The organism is Paenibacillus sp. JJ-223, assembly GCF_927798175.1.
GTDB lineage: Bacteria > Bacillota > Bacilli > Paenibacillales > Paenibacillaceae > Paenibacillus > Paenibacillus hubeiensis.
In genome coordinates, this window is the sequence record NZ_CAKMMP010000003.1 from 88,239 (window position 1) to 104,760 (window position 16,522).

Consider the following 16,522-nt stretch of genomic DNA (forward strand, 5'->3'; position numbering starts at 1 on the left):
ACTTTATTTAACCCCGAGTTAAAATGGAATGCGAAAATGATCGTTATAATGTGGGTATATAAACCGTACTTATCAATCACACTAGGGCACTGCGAGTACAGTACCATCTTTCGAGCGTCATTATCCCCAGATTTTTTCGAATCCCTTTTTCAAAAGGGAAAATCCGGTGATAAGCCTATGCTTCCGATGCAGCTTTTTTTCAGAAAGCTATTATGCGCGCACGCTTTGCTTCTTCGGATCGGTTCTGTCTCTCCGTTAACGTGTGTATGTTTTTTGCGGTTTATATTGTCGGGAAAAGGGAATAGATTTACTTCTCTGACACTGTGAAATGAATCAGATCGTGCAAACGAATGGTCAGGAGGAATCAAAAGCGCGTGGAAAACAATAAAGCTGCAACCCCGCATGAACCGAAAAGCAAACTCAAAGCACTTCTTGAAGTGTTGACCGTATCCACCAAACTCGGCCTGACTTCATTCGGAGGACCGATTGCCCATCTGGGGTATTTTCATGAGGAATACGTGCGCCGCCGAAAGTGGATGGATGAACGTAGTTATGCGGATTTAGTAGCATTGTGTCAATTTTTGCCCGGTCCTGCCAGCAGTCAAGTAGGGATTGGCATTGGCGTCATCCGTGCCGGATTGCTTGGGGGATTGACGGCCTGGCTAGGTTTTACGCTTCCATCAGTCATTGCTCTGATGTTGTTCGCTCTCCTTTTGCAAGGGATGGATATTGGAAGTGCAGGCTGGATTCATGGTCTTAAAATCGTTGCTGTTGCCATTGTCGCACAGGCCGTGCTTGGGATGGGGCAAAAACTGACGCCTGACCGCAGCAGGGCAACCCTTGCTATGGTTACCGCTTCTGTAATCCTCTTGTGGCAAACGGCCTTCACTCAAATCCTGATGATTGTTATTGCAGGCATCCTTGGAATGATGCAATATCGTAAAACAGCAGCTTCTGAGATGACAGACTTGTCCGTACCCGTTAGCCGTAAATTCGCCCTTTTCTGTATAGCTGCCTTTGTTGGACTTCTTATTCTTCTCCCGTGGCTTAGCCCGTTGGATCGCTCGGGCTGGCTGTCTTTCTTTGATCGCTTCTACCGATCGGGAGCGCTTGTGTTTGGCGGTGGTCACGTCGTTCTTCCGCTGTTGGAACGTGAAGTCGTCCCTACAGGTCTGGTCAGCGAGTCCGACTTTTTGGCAGGGTATGGTGCGGCACAGGCTGTACCTGGACCACTATTCACCTTTGCTGGATATTTGGGTACAATGATAAGCGGGTTTACAGGCGCTTTGATTGCCACGCTCGCTATATTTTTGCCTGCTTTTCTTTTGGTCGCAGGTGCACTGCCCTTCTGGAATTCTTTACGCAAAAGCTCAAAAATGCAAGGAGCTTTAACCGGGATTAACGCAGCCGTTGTAGGCATCCTGTTGGCGGCGCTGTATGATCCGCTTTGGACTACGGCGATTGTGGCCCCTGTTGATTTTGCACTGGCATCCTTTTTATTTCTGATGCTCGTTTTTTGGAAAGTACCGCCGTGGGTCGTGGTTGTTGCCGGCGCATTGGGAGGCACCATCATTAACTTTCTTTCACCTTGTTTTTGTTAAAATATAGGGGAATGTGGAATTAATCGATTAATTATTCCAACAACGAAGGTGAAACCGGCGTAAAATTGGGCTGGTTTCACCTTTTTAATCGCTATTTATATTATTACAATATATGAAAAATTCACAACAGAAAAAACAATCTCCGCTCATCATATTTACGAATCCATACACATTCCCACGCCCATCGAAAAACCGCATGATGTGCCACACTCCTTTCAAAAAAGCAAATATACCCTCTACCATTATCATGGCATAATAAAAAAAGTGAAGAAAAATTCGCTCTCGCTTGTCTAATAGATATCTCATCCAGAAAGGAGCGTCAGGGGTGGACGAGCATGAACTGTTTCAAACTTACAGCAAAGATGTTTATCGTACCTGCCTGTACATGCTGAAGAACAGCCAGGATGCGGAAGACGCCAGCCACGACGTATTCGTCATCGTGTTCCGCCAGGACTGGAGAAGCGTGACATATCTGAAAAGCTGGATTATGCGCATTGCGATGAACCAGTGTCTGAACGTGATCCGAAAAAACAAAGTCAAACATGACAAGCAGCATCAATTGCAAGCATTGCACGACCAGATGAGCCAAAAAACCGATGCGGTGGACAACATCGTCATGACCAAATTTTCGAACGAGGAATTGGAGAAACAACTGCAGATGCTGCCGGACAAGCTGCGCAGCGTCATGACGCTGCGATTTATCGGTGATCTTACCATTGCCGAGATCGCGGCAGCGCTAGGCATACCCCAAGGGACGGTAAATTCAAGGCTGCACAAGGCTCTGAAGTTGATCCGAAAGAAGATGGAGAGTTACGAAAAACGCACCATGAGAGGAGAGAGTTATGTTGGACTCCGTTGAAACCAAGGTTAAAGCCCATATGAATCATGCAAACCACGTCAATTATCCTGATTTTGATCAAATGTTTGCCAGCATTCAAAAGGATCAGTTGCGCATGGGCATTGAGGGCGTTGACTCACGCAACAGGTCAAAAACGAAAACGGCCATCGTGCTTGGTTTATCGGCTGCCATGCTTGCAACTCCCGTCTATGCGGCCTTCCAATACGATTGGAGCAGCATCCTTTCCAGCAAATCGGGCATCGAATCCGCGCTAAAGGCCGGTTACGGACAAGTCATCGAACAAAGCGTGACGAACCATGGAGTTACTTTAACGGTTCACACCGCTTTTACCGATGAAAACAGAACCGTTCTGTTGTATACGCTAAAGCCGGAAGCACACATGAACGGACAAGAAGTCAGATATGACGAGATCGTGCTTAAAGACGCCAACGGGACGCCGCTTGGAGGACGTTATTATCAGGAGTGGAACGCGGAGCAGGGTGTATATCAAGGTTATTACGAAACAGAGCAGGTGATGGACAAGCCGCAGTCACAGCTTCAATTCTCCATTACCAACGTACGTTATCTTCAAGATGTGCAGCAATCCATTGCGTTGGACCCTGCGGATTCGGGCACACAGAGGTTCGATATTCAGAAAGACGGAATTTTATCGGTTGAAGTGCAGTCCTTCAAACATGCGGAAGGAGAGACGAGAATTCAATCCAGCGTGATCTTTGCTCAACCCGAATTGAAGGCTCAGACCTGGGCAAGAATTATGGCCTATGACAAGGATCAGAGCCTCATCAAAGAAACAGAAAGCCCGGGTTATGGCATGGACGGCCCAACGGGGGAATACTTCAGCAGGCAGATATTCGATGAACAGAAATGGCAGCAGCAGGGAAACCGTTTCACCTTTGCGTACACACATGAACAGGCACGAACGGAGGGCACATGGAGCCTGGATCTGTCTTTGTCGGGGCAGCAAATGGAGACAGGGGCTTTCAAGAAGGTACTGAACCTACCGCTGCTTGACCATCCTTCCAAAGTGGACATCAACGAACTTGTTGTGACGCCAACACAGATTCGCGTAACGTTGAACCATGATGAAGAATACTTCAGATTGCCATACCGGAGTTATCAACTGGAGGTCGGCGGAAAAATCATGGACGGTTACGTCAATGTCGAGGGAACACCCGATCCCCACCAGACCGAGTTGAGGTTTGAACAGAACGACTCCATCCTGATGGACATGGACGAACTCGTCAACAAACCGATGACATTGATCGCGAAAGAGCGCGTAGATGAACATGCGGGGAGCGGAGTGCCCATCCGTTTGCAAAATATTTCAGAACAACCCCGGACGGTGACAACGGATTATGAAGGATTTCCGATCAAGTGGACCTATTACAGCAAGGACGGGAATCTGTATGTCGATTCGGAAAGCACGGACGATACCTTTGGCGGGATCAACCAAACCTATTTCCTGAGCGGGGGCGACAAACAGTATTCGACGCCACAGTTTTATAACGATGCCGAAAACAAGCATACAGATGTGTTCAAAAACGTACATGCTGCTGAGCTGGATTTGTATGTGCACAACTATACCACCAGACAGAAACAGGATGAGCTGCGCATTCCGCTTACGACAACAAAGTGATATTTATCCATAGAAGTTAGTAACAGAACGATCCTTTTCACAATATCGTATGAATTTCCTAAAGAGCTGCCTGCTGGCAGCTTTTTTAGCTTATATATAACCGAAAAAACATACACACGCATTTTAGTGCGTTTATTTAACTGTCACTTTGCCCAAAAGGGAAGCGCGTTTGCCCGTTCAGACAATGTATTAAATGTGGATCGGTTGTATGATAAAGGAATAAGACGACTATAGGGGGAACCTCATGTTTGGCAAGTTCAAAAATAAAGAGGATACAAATGAACTGTTTGCGTTCAGGCTGCCCATTCTGATCTGGCTTGGACTGGTATACGCAGCTACGATAATCATGCAGTCGATCAAGGAACCCATGATCGTTTCGTCATTGTGTTTTTCCTTACTGTTTATCATTCATGTCTATCTTCATCTCAGTTCTTATCGCTTCCTTGAAAAAAACTTCTGGTTATACTTTTTTTTACAAAGTATTTTGATTTACTCCTGCGCCATTATTATGCCAGAAGGGTATCAGCCTGTTCTGATCGGGCTGCTTCCGGCGCTGATTGCGCAAACGCTCGGATATTCCTTTAGCGTCAAAAGAGCCGTGTTCGTTTCCATCATTAGTGTCATGATCTTTTTTGATTCTGCCTTAACGGTGGGAGAGCGACAAGAGCTCTTTTTATTTATCCCCATCTTCATCATGATGCTGATTATCGTCATCGCGTATACGGTGTTGTTCTTTCGTCAAGTGCATGAACGGCTTCGTATTCGAAGCTTTCTCATGGATTTGCAGGAAGCGCATAAAAAGGTGGAGGAGCTGACCCTTTCCAATGAACGGCAGCGTATGGCAAGGGATCTGCACGATACGCTCGCACAAGGACTTGCGGGAATCATCATGCGGCTGGAAGCGACGAATGCGCATTTGGCGCAAGGACGCACCGAGCGGGCTCACGAAATTGTTCAGCAGTCGCTGACGCAGGCACGAAGAACATTGGCTGAGGCAAGAAGGGCCATCGATGACCTGAGGTCAACCTCAACGTCTGATATGAATTTCAAGGAAAGCATCGAAGACGAGATGATTCATTTCAAACATGCTACCGGCATTCCGATCGAAGCGACTATTCGATGGAGCAGACCTTTAACGAGACTCATCATGGAGCATAGTCTGCACATCGTTAAAGAATGCCTTACGAACATTGCTCGGCACGCCAAGGCGAACATGGTATTATTGACGGTGACCGATCAGCATGGTGCCTTAACCATTGAGATTAAGGATAACGGGGTCGGCTTTAACGTGGACACCATCGGCAAACTTTCCGGGCATTACGGATTGCTTGGCATTCAAGAGCGGGCCAGATTAGTGGGCGGAACGCTTACGTTGTCCAGCAGTGAAGACGGAACATGCATTACATTGGAAATCCCATTGGATGAGGGAGTACATGATGAATGATGAATACGTATAAAATCATGATCGTTGACGATCATTATGTGGTCCGTGAAGGTCTCAAGCTTATTCTGGAGACAGGCGAGCAATTTCAGGTCATCGCTGAAGCGGAAAACGGGAAACAAGCCGTACAAATGCTGGAGAAACAGCTGCCGGATATCATTTTGATGGATCTGAACATGCCGGTCATGGGCGGATTGGAAGCGATGCAAATCCTCAAGGATCGAAACTGTGAAGTGCCGATCATCATTTTGACCACTTATAATGAGGACGAATTGATGATTAAAGGGCTTGCGCTCGGCGCCAAGGGGTATCTGCTTAAGGATACCAGCCGCGAAAGCCTGTTCCGCAGCATTGAATCCGCAGTGAGAGGTGAAACGCTGCTCTCCTCGGATATGTTGGAGAAGGTCATCCAGGCCAAGATGCAGCCCAAAAGCGAAAGCACCACGGTAAGCAGCAAGTTGGCACTGACTGACAAAGAACTTATGATTCTGCAATTTGTATCCAAAGGATATAAAAGCAAAGAAATTGCTGCAGCCATGGATGTATCCGAGCGTACGATCAAAGCGCATTTAACGAGCGTGTATAATAAACTTGGCGTCGATTCCAGATCACAGGCCGTTGCCATCGCCATGGAACGCGGCATATTAAAATCATAGAGGGTTAAAGGAATGCGAAACGATCAGATGGCCATCTGATCGTTTTTTTGTTGGTTACGGGCTTGCCCGTTTTTGCCCAAAGGTACATGCCCGATGGTACGATGCTGCTGCGCGCAATCTCCATTAACCTAATAACAGATCAAGAAATTTAATGTTATTGGATTGGAGTTGTTGGCGGAATGGCTAAAATGTTGTATCGACTGGGATGGTGGTCGGCCAAAAATCGATTGAAAGTGATATGGATCGGATTACTGAGCCTGCTGGTCACCGCAGGTTTTGCATTATCCATCGGACCGGCGTTTGGTGAAGGCTCGTCCATGCCTGGATTGAAATCACAGGATGCATTGGAGCTGCTGTCCAAGGAGTTCCCTTCACCGAAAGATGATGGCGGAAAGATTCAAATGGTGATGAAAACGCCTTGGCATGAAGATCTGTCCGCAAGTTCAGCCCGGCAGTTCATTCAGCAGAATTTGAAAATAATCGCCAAGGATACAAGCGTACAATCGACTGTAAGTCCTTATGACACCAAAACCATTAGCGAAGACCAAACCATAGGGGTTGCGACAATTAACTACAAGGTTGCGGGTGACGAAGTTACAGACCAGTCCAAAGAACGGGTGGAACAGGTTGCTCATGCGATGCGCGATGCAGGCTGGGAAGTTGAGCTAACCGGCACGGGGTACGTACAGATGGAAACCGGCGGGGCGACCGAAGCCATCGGCATCCTCTTTGCCTTTATCATTTTATCCATTACCTTCACTTCGTTTCTGACAGGCATGCTGCCCATTATTACTGCTATTGTGGGGCTCGTACTTGGACTGATGGGCGTGCTTTTGGCTTCGAATGTAACGGAAATGACTTCAAGTTCGCTTTCATTGGCAGCCATGCTTGGACTGGCCGTGGGCATCGACTATGCGCTGTTCATCGTTTCCCGGTTCCGTCAGCAACGAGCAGAAGGATATGGCATACATGAATCCATTGCGATTGCCAATGCTACTGCGGGTAGTTCCGTCGTATTCGCGGGCATCACGGTCATCATCGGACTGATTGGGCTTTCCGTCGCACAGATTTCGTTTTTGACGGCAATGGGGATTGCAGGTGCATTGTGCGTATTCACGGCGGTCATCACAGCAATTGTTATTGTGCCCGCCATTCTGGGGCTGCTTGGAAAACGGTTGGATCCGGAAAAGAAAAACCGTTTCTTATCCCTGTTTGTGAGCAAGTCCAAAAAAACGGGCGTAGATAGCCGCTGGGGAAGTTTCGTGACAAGACGACCTTGGTCCATTCTGGTGATCGGGGCCGGCCTGCTTGCCATTGTTGCTTCACCATTCAGTCATTTGAATTTGGGCATGCCGGATGATGCGCAAAAGTCCACGGCCAAGACGGAGCGTCGGGCATACGATTTGTTATCCGAAGGTTTTGGCGCCGGATACCACAGTCCGATTATTGTGCTGGCGAAAACGTCGGGCAATGAAGAGAACGATTCGAATACGGAAAAGATAAATCAGGTGGTAAGCGAATTTAAAAAATTCCCGAATGTGGCCAGTGTGTCCCCTGCAATCCCAGGTTCGTCGGGAGAAGTCAGCATGATCCGCATCATTCCTTCCACAGGTGCGCATGACGTTCAAACGAAAGAGCTTGTGGAACAGATTCGCAGCAAAGCCCCTGAGATGCAAAAAGAACAAGACGTGCAGGTCATGGTGACCGGAAGCACGGTCGTCAGCATTGATATTTCACAGAAATTGAATGATGCAATCCCGAAATTTGGGTTGGTTGTTGTCGGTTTGGCCTTTGTTCTGCTTATGGTTGTATTCCGTTCCCTGCTTGTACCCATCAAGGCAGTACTGGGTTTTGTGCTCTCCTTTATGGCAACCCTGGGTTTCGTCGTTTATGTCGTTCAGGATGGCAAGCTGGGCCACTGGTTTGGATTCGAAGCTCCCGGGCCTGTGCTGAATTTCCTGCCGATTATCGTCGTCGGCGTTCTTTTCGGGCTCGCCATGGACTACGAAGTGTTTTTGGTCAGCCGGATGAGGGAAGAGTATAAACATACGGGGAATGCGCGACGAGCCGTTTTGGCAGGAATCAAAAATAGCGGTGCTGTCGTGACGTCTGCCGGCCTGATCATGATCTCGGTGTTTACGGGGTTTATGATGGCTGAAGATCCGATCGTTAAATCGATGGGGTTTGCGCTTGCATTCGGCATTCTGTTCGATGCATTCGTCGTGCGTTTAATGCTGGTGCCTGCCATCATGACGATCCTTGGGAAGTCTGCCTGGTATTTGCCGAAGTGGCTTGATCGCCTCATACCGAACCTTGATATTGAAGGCGAGAGCGTATTGCAGGAACTTGAACGGGACAAAGCGGCATAAGGACAAGGCGGCTGTATAAACCGCCAAAAATATGCACACGTCAACGGAGAGGCAGAACCAATCCCAGATTTTCCCATTGAAGAAGGAGATTCGTAAAAATCGGGGATAATGGCGATCGAAAGACGGTACTGTACTCGCAGTGATCGAGTGTGATTGATTAGTGCGGTTTCTTTAGTCGCAAGTGTCTCCAGCCATGAAATGAAAAACGTTCTACCGGAGGTGAACGAACCATGACGAAGCTTTCGTTAATCATCCCTGTTTGCAATGACGAACGAAATATTTATGACCTGTATATGGATATTAAGGACGCTTTTCATGAGCGGCTGGAACGTTATGAAATTATTTTCGTCAATGACGGGAGCAAGGACGGCAGCGATCGGGTATTGCGTGAAATTGTGCAAATCGATCCTTGCGTGAGAAGGATCAGCCTTGACCGGACATACGGGAAAAGCGCGGCCATTCAGGCAGGCATCCTGCATTCCAGCTATCCGCTCATCGCGCTGATGGATGCCAGCATGCAAACCCATCCCAAAGATATTTTCAAATTAATGCCGTTTATCCGCAGAAAGGATTTTGTGAACGGAAGATGGCGCACATGCGACGACAAATTTCTGAATAAAGTGTCCATGGATTTGGGAAGCCGCATCCGGTGTTGGATTACAGGCCATAAAAATATAGATTCGATATGTCCGCTGCAGCTTTTTAAAAGGGAAGTAGCCGATCGTTTGTTTTTCTTCAATGGCATCGATCGATTTCTGCCCGTGATGGCGAGGATGCATGGATTTTCCGTGATAGAGGTCACGGTTGAACGGAATCGTGCGAGGAGCAGCACACAACGTCGTTTCTTCCATAATATCTGTGCAGGCGTGATGGACGCCATCGTCGTCGCATTGCTGAAGACAAGAGTGATCCGGTATAAAACGAAGAGCGGATAAACGGTTTCCACGATAGGCACCGTGAATAGCGCTTCACCGGCTTAGGAAGGATAGAACGCCCGTTTGATCCCTGCTTGTGTTAATATTATCCTGTGCCGAGCATAATCAAGCAGAGGAGATCAACTTATGAGCAGAACGATTCTGTTAACCGGTTTTGAGCCTTTCGGCGGGGATGCAATCAATCCGGCGCAAAAGGTACTCGAATGGTTTGAAGGGCGATCCATCGAGGGTTATTCGATCTATGCCAAGGAACTGCCGACCGTGTTTGGTTCGTCGATCGAGCAGCTTTACGAAGCGATCGACGAAATAAAGCCGGAGTTGGTGATATGCCTTGGCTTGGCGGCGGGCCGACCTGACATTACGGTGGAACGGATCGCCATCAATGTGGATGATGCACGCATTCCGGACAATGAAGGCAATCAGCCTCCGGGCCAGCCCATCTTTCCGGACGGTCCGGCCGCTTATTGGTCGACGCTTCCCATTAAAGCTATGGTGAATGCGATGAACGAGCAGGGCATCCCGGCTTCGGTATCCAATACGGCAGGAACGTTTGTGTGCAATCATGTTTTTTACGGTTTAATGCATAAACTCGAACCATGCGGAGGCCGCGTTCGGGGAGGCTTCATCCACATCCCGATGCTTCCGGAACAAGCGGTATCGCGCAGCGGACCGAGCATGGGTATGGAGATGATCCTGAAAGGAGTGGAAGCAGGCATTCGCGCGGCCATCTTGCATCCGAGCGACATCGTTGCTGCCCACGGGCAGATATGTTGAAGTCCAGCTGTTGGTCTTTAAAAGTTAAACCCGGGAGTCGCTTTATAGCGGCTCTTTTTTGTTAGGCAGCTTGAGCTTGCATCGAAACGGAATCAAGTTCTTGCCAAAAACAAGCGGACAAGAACTTGATCCAACGTTTATTTGCCAAAAACGAGCGTGGTATTGGATGATCCGGCGTATTTGGTCACGAATTCGCGGGCATAGCTGGCATCCCGCACTTCGTAGCTGTAATTGCTGCTGGGTCTCCAATTGGTTTTGGGTGATTTGGGAGCGGTCAAGGCTGGCGTACTGCCTGTATCGGTGAATTCGCCATTGCCCTTGTCATCGAGAATGCCGCCTTTTTCGGCACCTGCTCCGAAGTAATTGTTTTCCGAGTAAATGCGAGCTTTTTCGCCGATGGTCATCGCCTGGTTGAAGTTGTTGGCGTAGTTATTTTTGATGTGAAAGTATCCGTATCGCATGAGTCCGGGTCCGCGAACGTACAGGTTCTCGAAGTAATTGTTGGCCATCGTGACGTGAGGCACGCCATTATAAGCACTGTTACCATCATTAGGGTGCCCCAGAATGATTCCGTATTTGTGATTCGCGAATTTGGAGTTGCTGATCGTAATGTAGTCGGCACGATCGCCGATGTAAAGCAGCTTGTCCAAATCACTGCCGCTGGAACTGTACGCATGCCCCGAGAAGGTTACATGGTCAATCCAGTAGTTCGTGCCGGAGGTAATGTACATCTGGATGTCGTCATTTCCGTTTATGCTGGCAGAATGTTCAAACGTGAGGTTCTGGAAAATGACGTTGCTTGAGCTGGAGGTGGAGCGGAAATGAATATTGGTGAGCGTGTGGTTGTTGTACGAACCAACAATGGTTTTGTTGGCGCCAAAGTTCACTTTTTGCAATGTGGATGAAGAAATGTTTTTTTCAATGACAATAATTTTCGGCGTAGTATCTGCAACTTGGGTTCGCAGGTCGCTCAAGGTACTGATATAGACGATCTGACCGTTTTTGCCGCCGGTGACGGCCGACTTGGAAACGCCATTTTCGTTTTTGGCGTTCCCGGCGAAACCGGTAAGTCCCGTTGTGCCGGTGTTCGGAAAACTGGCTGCACCATAAGAGGGTGAACTTGCGGGGAAGTTCAACAAAAACAGCACAGCGGCGAGCAATAAAATTGAAAGCCTTTTCAAAATAGGTCACCATCCTTTGTTTTGTCCTTAATTTTACATATTGATTATATTATGTATTTAGTTTCGCATCAATAATAATGATTTAATACGATATAAACTGCAAAAAACATACACACGTTAACGGAGAGGCAATGTATATAGGATTAATAAGAAAGGCTTTGAACTCAGGAAATTGGATTTCCATTTTCAAGAAATAATAAGCAAGTTATTTGTTTTTCTGCCAAAATCATAACAAAAAACGAATCAATAAGTCCGGTGCTGCAAATCCTAATATTAAAATTTGAAATTTTTCATTTTCATGCAATGAATTGGAATGTATAATGGGCAATACACGTGAACAAACATGTCACGCTAAAGCGGGAAAGAAAGATGTTATCCGGTGAGGGCCGAGAAGAAGGAGGACACATGAAAACAACAAAGGTCTCATTTGCATTACTATCCATGCTGCTGTTTCTGGTGGCGGGATTAACCGGATGGGCAGGTACCACTGCCGCACAATCCAATGAAGTTAAAACGTACGTCATCGGTACGGATATTACGTTTGCTCCGTTTGAATTCCAGGATTTGAACGGTGATTTCGTCGGCATCGATATGGACCTGTTGAATGCGATCGCCAAAGATCAAAATTTCAAGGTACAAGTTAAACCGCTTGGATTTAACGCAGCCGTTCAGGCACTGGAATCCAATCAGGTCGATGGCGTGATTGCGGGTATGAGCATTACCGATGAGCGCAAGCAAAAATTCGATTTTTCCGAAGCCTATTTCCAATCGGGCGTTGTTATGGGCGTAAGTGCCAACAATGATACCGTGAAAAGCTATGAAGATCTGCGTGGCCAAAAAGTCGCTGTAAAAACAGGGACGGAAGGTTACACGTTTGCAGAATCGATTGCTTCGAAATACGGATTTACGATCGTTCCGTTCGACGACTCTTCGCAAATGTACGATGATGTCAAAACCGGAAATTCGATCGCGTGTTTTGAAGACTATCCCGTTATGGCTTATGGAGTCACCCAAAATAACGGATTAAAGATCGTGACGGATAAAGAACCGGGCGGTTCTTATGGCTTTGCGGTCAGCAAAGGACAGAATAAAGAGCTGCTGGCGAAGTTCAATGCAGGTCTGACCAACATTCAAGCAAGTGGCGAATATGACGCCATCCTCGCAAAATACTTGGGCGAAGGTTCCTCCACGGCTGCGCTCGGCCGCTGGGAATTGATCCAGAAATCGCTGCCTGCGCTGATTAAGGGCATGGGCAAGACGTTATTATACACGATCGTATCGTTGTTCTTTGCGTTCATTCTGGGACTGATCTTCGGTTTCATGAAGGTTGGCCAGAATAAATTTCTGCGGGGCGTAGCTACGGTGTTTGTCGATTTGTTCCGCGGTGTGCCGTTAATTGTATTGGCTTTCTTTATTTATTTCGGCATTCCGCAGGCATTAGGATTTACGATGCCGTTGTTCTTGGCTGCGATTCTGACACTCAGCTTGAATGCTGGGGCTTACGTCACCGAAATCATTCGCGGGGGAATTCAGTCGGTGGATCGCGGACAATTGGAAGCGGCTCGCTCCCTGGGTCTGCCTTACCGCAAGGCAATGATCAAGATCGTTATTCCTCAGGCGATTCGCGTTATGATTCCGGCATTTGTCAACCAACTCGTGATCACCTTAAAGGATACGTCTATTCTGAGTGTCATCGGTCTGGTCGAGCTGACGCAATCCGGTAAAATCATCATTGCCAGAACCTTTGCTTCGTTCGATATCTGGTTGACGGTTGCCATTATGTATTTGATCGTGATCACCATACTAACCAAATTGTCAGGCTATCTGGAGGTGAAGCTTCGCCGTGGGTAAAATCAAAGTCGAAGGATTGAAAAAAAGTTACGGATCGAATCAGGTGTTGAGAGGCATCGACATGACGGTCAACGAAGGCGAAGTGGTTTGCGTCATCGGGCCGTCCGGCTCCGGAAAAAGCACGTTTTTGCGCTGCATCAACAAACTGGAAGAGATCACCGAAGGAAGGGTCATCGTGGATGACCAAGACTTGAGCGATCCAAAAACGGACATTAACAAAGCACGCGAAAATATCGGCATGGTCTTCCAGCATTTCAATCTGTTCCCGCATTTCAGCGTACTGAAAAACATCATGTTTGCGCCGATGGAACTCGGTAAGCTCAGCCAAGAAAAGGCCCGTGATACCGCGCTTCGTTTGCTGGAGAGAGTGGGATTGAAGGATAAAGCAGACAGCTTCCCGAGCCAGCTTTCGGGTGGACAAAAGCAGCGGGTAGCGATTGCCCGCGCGCTTGCGATGAACCCGGACGTGATGCTGTTCGACGAACCGACATCCGCGCTTGATCCCGAAATGGTCGGCGAGGTGCTTGGCGTCATGAAGGATCTTGCCCGCGAAGGCATGACCATGATGATCGTTACTCATGAGATGGGATTCGCCCGCGAAGTAGCCGATCGCGTCATTTTCATGGATGGCGGCTATATTTTGGAGCAAGGCAAACCTGAAGATATTTTTGTGAATCCAAAAAATGAACGTACCATCACCTTTTTGGATAAAGTGCTGTGACGTGTCGTAACGTGTTAAACACAAAATCAAAACCTTCCGGACTTTTAGGTCTGGAAGGTTTTTTTGCGGCATGGCTGCCGATCGCTTCGATCGGCTAATAACAAAAAGCACCTTCGAGAATATTCCTTGCCCGAGAGACAACGGGGAATTCTCTAGGGTGCTTTTCATAAGTTTCAGCGTTTTTCTTGTGCATTCAGTTCTGCGATCAGTTTGTCTCCTTCGACGTCCAGGTTTGGAAGCATGCGATCCAGCCATTTCGGCAGCCACCAAGCTTTGTCGCCAAAGAGGGACATCACCGCAGGCACAAGTGCCATACGGACCGCGAAGGCGTCGATCAATATGCCAAGCGCAAGCGCGAATCCAATCTGTTTGATCATAATATCATGGGTGAAAATAAATCCGGCGAACACGGATACCATAATGATGGCTGCTGCGACAACGACGCGGCTTGCCATTTGATAACCATGTTTGACACTGTCGTTTCCGCGATGTCCGTGCACATAGGACTCTCTCATCGAGGATACCAGAAAAACCTGATAGTCCATGGCCAATCCGTAGAGAATGCCTGTAACCATGATCGGAATAAAGCTAAGCAGAGGACCGCCCGTGTCAAACCCGAACCATTCTTTTGCCCAACCCCACTGGAACACGGCTGTAGTTAACCCGAACGTAGCAAGGATACTCAGCAAAAACCCGATGGTAGCCTTAATGGGTACCAGAATGGACCGGAAGACCAGGAGCAGGATGACCAATGAAAGGATTACAATGATTCCGATATATACCGGGAAAACTTCTGCCAGTTTGGCAGACATGTCGATGTTGACCGCAGTAAGTCCTGTAACGCCAAGCTTCATGTCCTGATCGCGTGCAATCGCAGAGTCTGGTGAACGCAATTCCTCGACCAGCTGTTTGGTCGCCTGATCCGTTGGGCCCGTTTCAGGAATGAGGCTTAGAATGGCCATTTTGCCGTCTTTGCTCACACCGGCAGGCGTTACGACGGAAACGTGGTCCAATTGTTGCAATTGCTGGGCAAGCATGCCCAACGTTTGAAGCGAGACCGTCTGCGACGCATCCTTAGGCTCGGCCACAATGAGCAAAGGCCCATTGAAGCCTTCTCCGAATCCCTTCGTAATGGCGTCGTAACTTTGGCGCGCGGTTGTATCCAGATTGGCCGTAGCGCCTGATGGCATGCCCAGTTCCATTTTGGCAACCGGGAGCGCAGCCGTGCCGAGAATGGCAATGACGGCGACGATGACCGGCCAGCGGAGCTTCACGACGCCGGAAACCCAGCGATCCGCGAGTTTGTTTGCTGGTTTAGTTCCTTGAGCATGATTCTTTTCTCTCGCTTTGCGGGAGCAGATGCGTTCGCCCAACAGGCCAAGCAAGGCCGGAAGAAGCGTCAAGGCGATCAGCACGTTGAACAGTACGGTAACGGACGCGACGAGCGCCATCATGCTCAGGAAGGAAATGCCGATGACGAGCAATCCGCACAGCGCGATGATCACGGTCAGACCCGCGAAGAATACGGCGCTGCCTGCGGTGCCGACGGCCCGGCTCGCTGCTTCGCGCGCGCTTAGGTTTTGGTCAAAAATCAGTCTCCGCTGCCGGTTGACGATAAACAGTGCGTAGTCAATGCCGACGGCGAGGCCGATCATAAGCGCCAATACCGGTGTAAAGGAGGTCATCGTCACAAAATTCGAGATGGCGAAGGCACCGCCTACACCAGCGGCTACACCGAACAATGCGATGACGATTGGCAAACCTGCCGCAACGACGGAGCCCAGCGTCATAAACAGAACGATTGCGGCAATAACCAGGCCGTAAATCTCATTGCTTCCGATCGGGATGCCGACTTCTTTCAACGAATCGCTCGGCAGGATGGTTATATTCGTTCCTTGTTCGGCTTGCGATACCGCCTGAATGACGGAATCCGTGACGCCTTTGGGCAAGGAGTTCTGCTGCACCGTGAACTGGAATTGGAACAATGCCACGTTGCCGTCTGAGGAAATATTCACGCCAGGTACGGGCATGCCATTAACTATAAGAGGCCCATAAGGCGGTAACTCCGTTTGCTCCGAGCTTGGTTGTCCCGATGCGGCGGCCTGCGCAGCCTGCTGCTGCATGGCTGAAGCGTCGGCACCGGCAGCAGCCGCCAGCTCCGCAGGATTGATGACATAGTCCAATTGATATACATCATTCACCGCTTTGGTGATGGCGCTCAGGTTATCGGGCGTATCCAAACGCTCTCCTTCGGGAGCGCTGAAAATAACGCTGCCTTGGCCTCCCGAAGCTTCGGGCAATTCCTTTTCCAAACGGTCCAGCACTTGCTGGGAAGGGGTTCCTTCGAGTTTGATGTCGGACGAGACATGCACGCCGTTCATGCCCAAGGCCGCTGCGACGATGCCCAGAATCAGAACCCAGCCCAAGATGAAGTACCACGGTTTGTCGTAAGCTTTCCTTCCAAGTCTATAAAGTAGTTTTGACATCGTTTTTTCGTT

Annotated in this window: 12 protein-coding genes; 10 read left to right on the top strand and 2 right to left on the bottom strand. The window is 48.6% G+C overall.

Annotated features, from left to right (window positions below; genetic code table 11):
- The first annotated feature begins 374 nt into the window (after positions 1-374).
- From L6H98_RS06790 to pcp, 8 genes are all read left to right on the top strand, one after another.
- Positions 375-1,601, top strand: coding sequence for a chromate transporter (locus tag L6H98_RS06790; protein WP_236413856.1), 1,227 nt, complete (start codon positions 375-377; stop codon positions 1,599-1,601).
- A 325-nt stretch (positions 1,602-1,926) separates the two neighbouring features.
- Entirely contained in the window at positions 1,927-2,460 is a 534-nt protein-coding gene (locus L6H98_RS06795) for an RNA polymerase sigma factor (RefSeq protein ID WP_236413857.1), read from the top strand.
- Positions 2,444-4,096 carry a DUF4179 domain-containing protein gene (locus tag L6H98_RS06800; protein ID WP_236413858.1) on the top strand — a complete coding sequence of 551 codons (1,653 nt, stop codon included), beginning with the start codon at positions 2,444-2,446 and terminating at the stop codon, positions 4,094-4,096. Before L6H98_RS06795 ends, L6H98_RS06800 begins: the two co-directional genes overlap by 17 nt.
- Positions 4,097-4,340: 244 nt before the next feature.
- Complete coding sequence (locus L6H98_RS06805) at positions 4,341-5,540, top strand: sensor histidine kinase (RefSeq protein ID WP_236413860.1); 1,200 nt, start codon at positions 4,341-4,343, stop codon at positions 5,538-5,540.
- Positions 5,540-6,193, top strand: coding sequence for a response regulator transcription factor (locus L6H98_RS06810; RefSeq protein WP_236414344.1), 654 nt, complete (start codon positions 5,540-5,542; stop codon positions 6,191-6,193). The genes L6H98_RS06805 and L6H98_RS06810 overlap by 1 nt, the downstream gene beginning before the upstream one ends.
- A 179-nt stretch (positions 6,194-6,372) precedes the next feature.
- A complete protein-coding gene (locus L6H98_RS06815) occupies positions 6,373-8,562 on the top strand; it encodes an MMPL family transporter (protein ID WP_236413861.1) in 2,190 nt (729 codons plus the stop codon).
- A 230-nt stretch (positions 8,563-8,792) separates the two neighbouring features.
- Positions 8,793-9,497, top strand: a complete 705-nt coding sequence (locus tag L6H98_RS06820) for a glycosyltransferase (protein ID WP_236413862.1) — start codon at positions 8,793-8,795, stop codon at positions 9,495-9,497.
- Between the two features lie 126 nt (positions 9,498-9,623).
- The gene (pcp, locus tag L6H98_RS06825) at positions 9,624-10,271 is read left to right on the top strand and encodes a pyroglutamyl-peptidase I (protein ID WP_236413864.1); all 648 of its coding nucleotides are present in this window, start codon (positions 9,624-9,626) and stop codon (positions 10,269-10,271) included.
- A 137-nt stretch (positions 10,272-10,408) separates the two neighbouring features.
- On the opposite strand, the gene L6H98_RS06830 is transcribed toward pcp, so the two are convergent.
- A complete protein-coding gene (locus L6H98_RS06830) occupies positions 10,409-11,437 on the bottom strand; it encodes a pectate lyase (RefSeq protein ID WP_236414345.1) in 1,029 nt (342 codons plus the stop codon).
- Between the two features lie 456 nt (positions 11,438-11,893).
- On the opposite strand from L6H98_RS06830, the gene L6H98_RS06835 reads away from it, so the two are divergent.
- Both L6H98_RS06835 and L6H98_RS06840 read left to right on the top strand, forming a co-directional pair.
- Positions 11,894-13,303 carry an amino acid ABC transporter substrate-binding protein/permease gene (locus L6H98_RS06835; protein ID WP_236414346.1) on the top strand — a complete coding sequence of 470 codons (1,410 nt, stop codon included), beginning with the start codon at positions 11,894-11,896 and terminating at the stop codon, positions 13,301-13,303.
- Positions 13,296-14,024, top strand: a complete 729-nt coding sequence (locus L6H98_RS06840) for an amino acid ABC transporter ATP-binding protein (RefSeq protein WP_236413865.1) — start codon at positions 13,296-13,298, stop codon at positions 14,022-14,024. The genes L6H98_RS06835 and L6H98_RS06840 overlap by 8 nt, the downstream gene beginning before the upstream one ends.
- Before the next feature lie 173 nt (positions 14,025-14,197).
- Here L6H98_RS06840 and L6H98_RS06845 read toward each other — a convergent pair whose 3' ends face one another.
- Positions 14,198-16,510, bottom strand: coding sequence for an MMPL family transporter (locus L6H98_RS06845; protein ID WP_236413866.1), 2,313 nt, complete (start codon positions 16,508-16,510; stop codon positions 14,198-14,200).
- Positions 16,511-16,522 lie beyond the last annotated feature (12 nt).

What these genes read in the sequence shown, in the direction of transcription:
- L6H98_RS06835 (WP_236414346.1), top strand. Translation starts at nt 11,894, where the DNA reads ATGCTGCTGTTTCTGGTGGCGGGATTAACCGGATGGGCAGGTACCACT.
- L6H98_RS06845 (WP_236413866.1), bottom strand. Translation starts at nt 16,510, where the DNA reads ATGTCAAAACTACTTTATAGACTTGGAAGGAAAGCTTACGACAAACCG.
- L6H98_RS06805 (WP_236413860.1), top strand. Translation starts at nt 4,341, where the DNA reads ATGTTTGGCAAGTTCAAAAATAAAGAGGATACAAATGAACTGTTTGCG.
- pcp (WP_236413864.1), top strand. Translation starts at nt 9,624, where the DNA reads ATGAGCAGAACGATTCTGTTAACCGGTTTTGAGCCTTTCGGCGGGGAT.
- L6H98_RS06820 (WP_236413862.1), top strand. Translation starts at nt 8,793, where the DNA reads ATGACGAAGCTTTCGTTAATCATCCCTGTTTGCAATGACGAACGAAAT.
- L6H98_RS06800 (WP_236413858.1), top strand. Translation starts at nt 2,444, where the DNA reads ATGTTGGACTCCGTTGAAACCAAGGTTAAAGCCCATATGAATCATGCA.
- L6H98_RS06810 (WP_236414344.1), top strand. Translation starts at nt 5,540, where the DNA reads ATGAATACGTATAAAATCATGATCGTTGACGATCATTATGTGGTCCGT.
- L6H98_RS06815 (WP_236413861.1), top strand. Translation starts at nt 6,373, where the DNA reads ATGGCTAAAATGTTGTATCGACTGGGATGGTGGTCGGCCAAAAATCGA.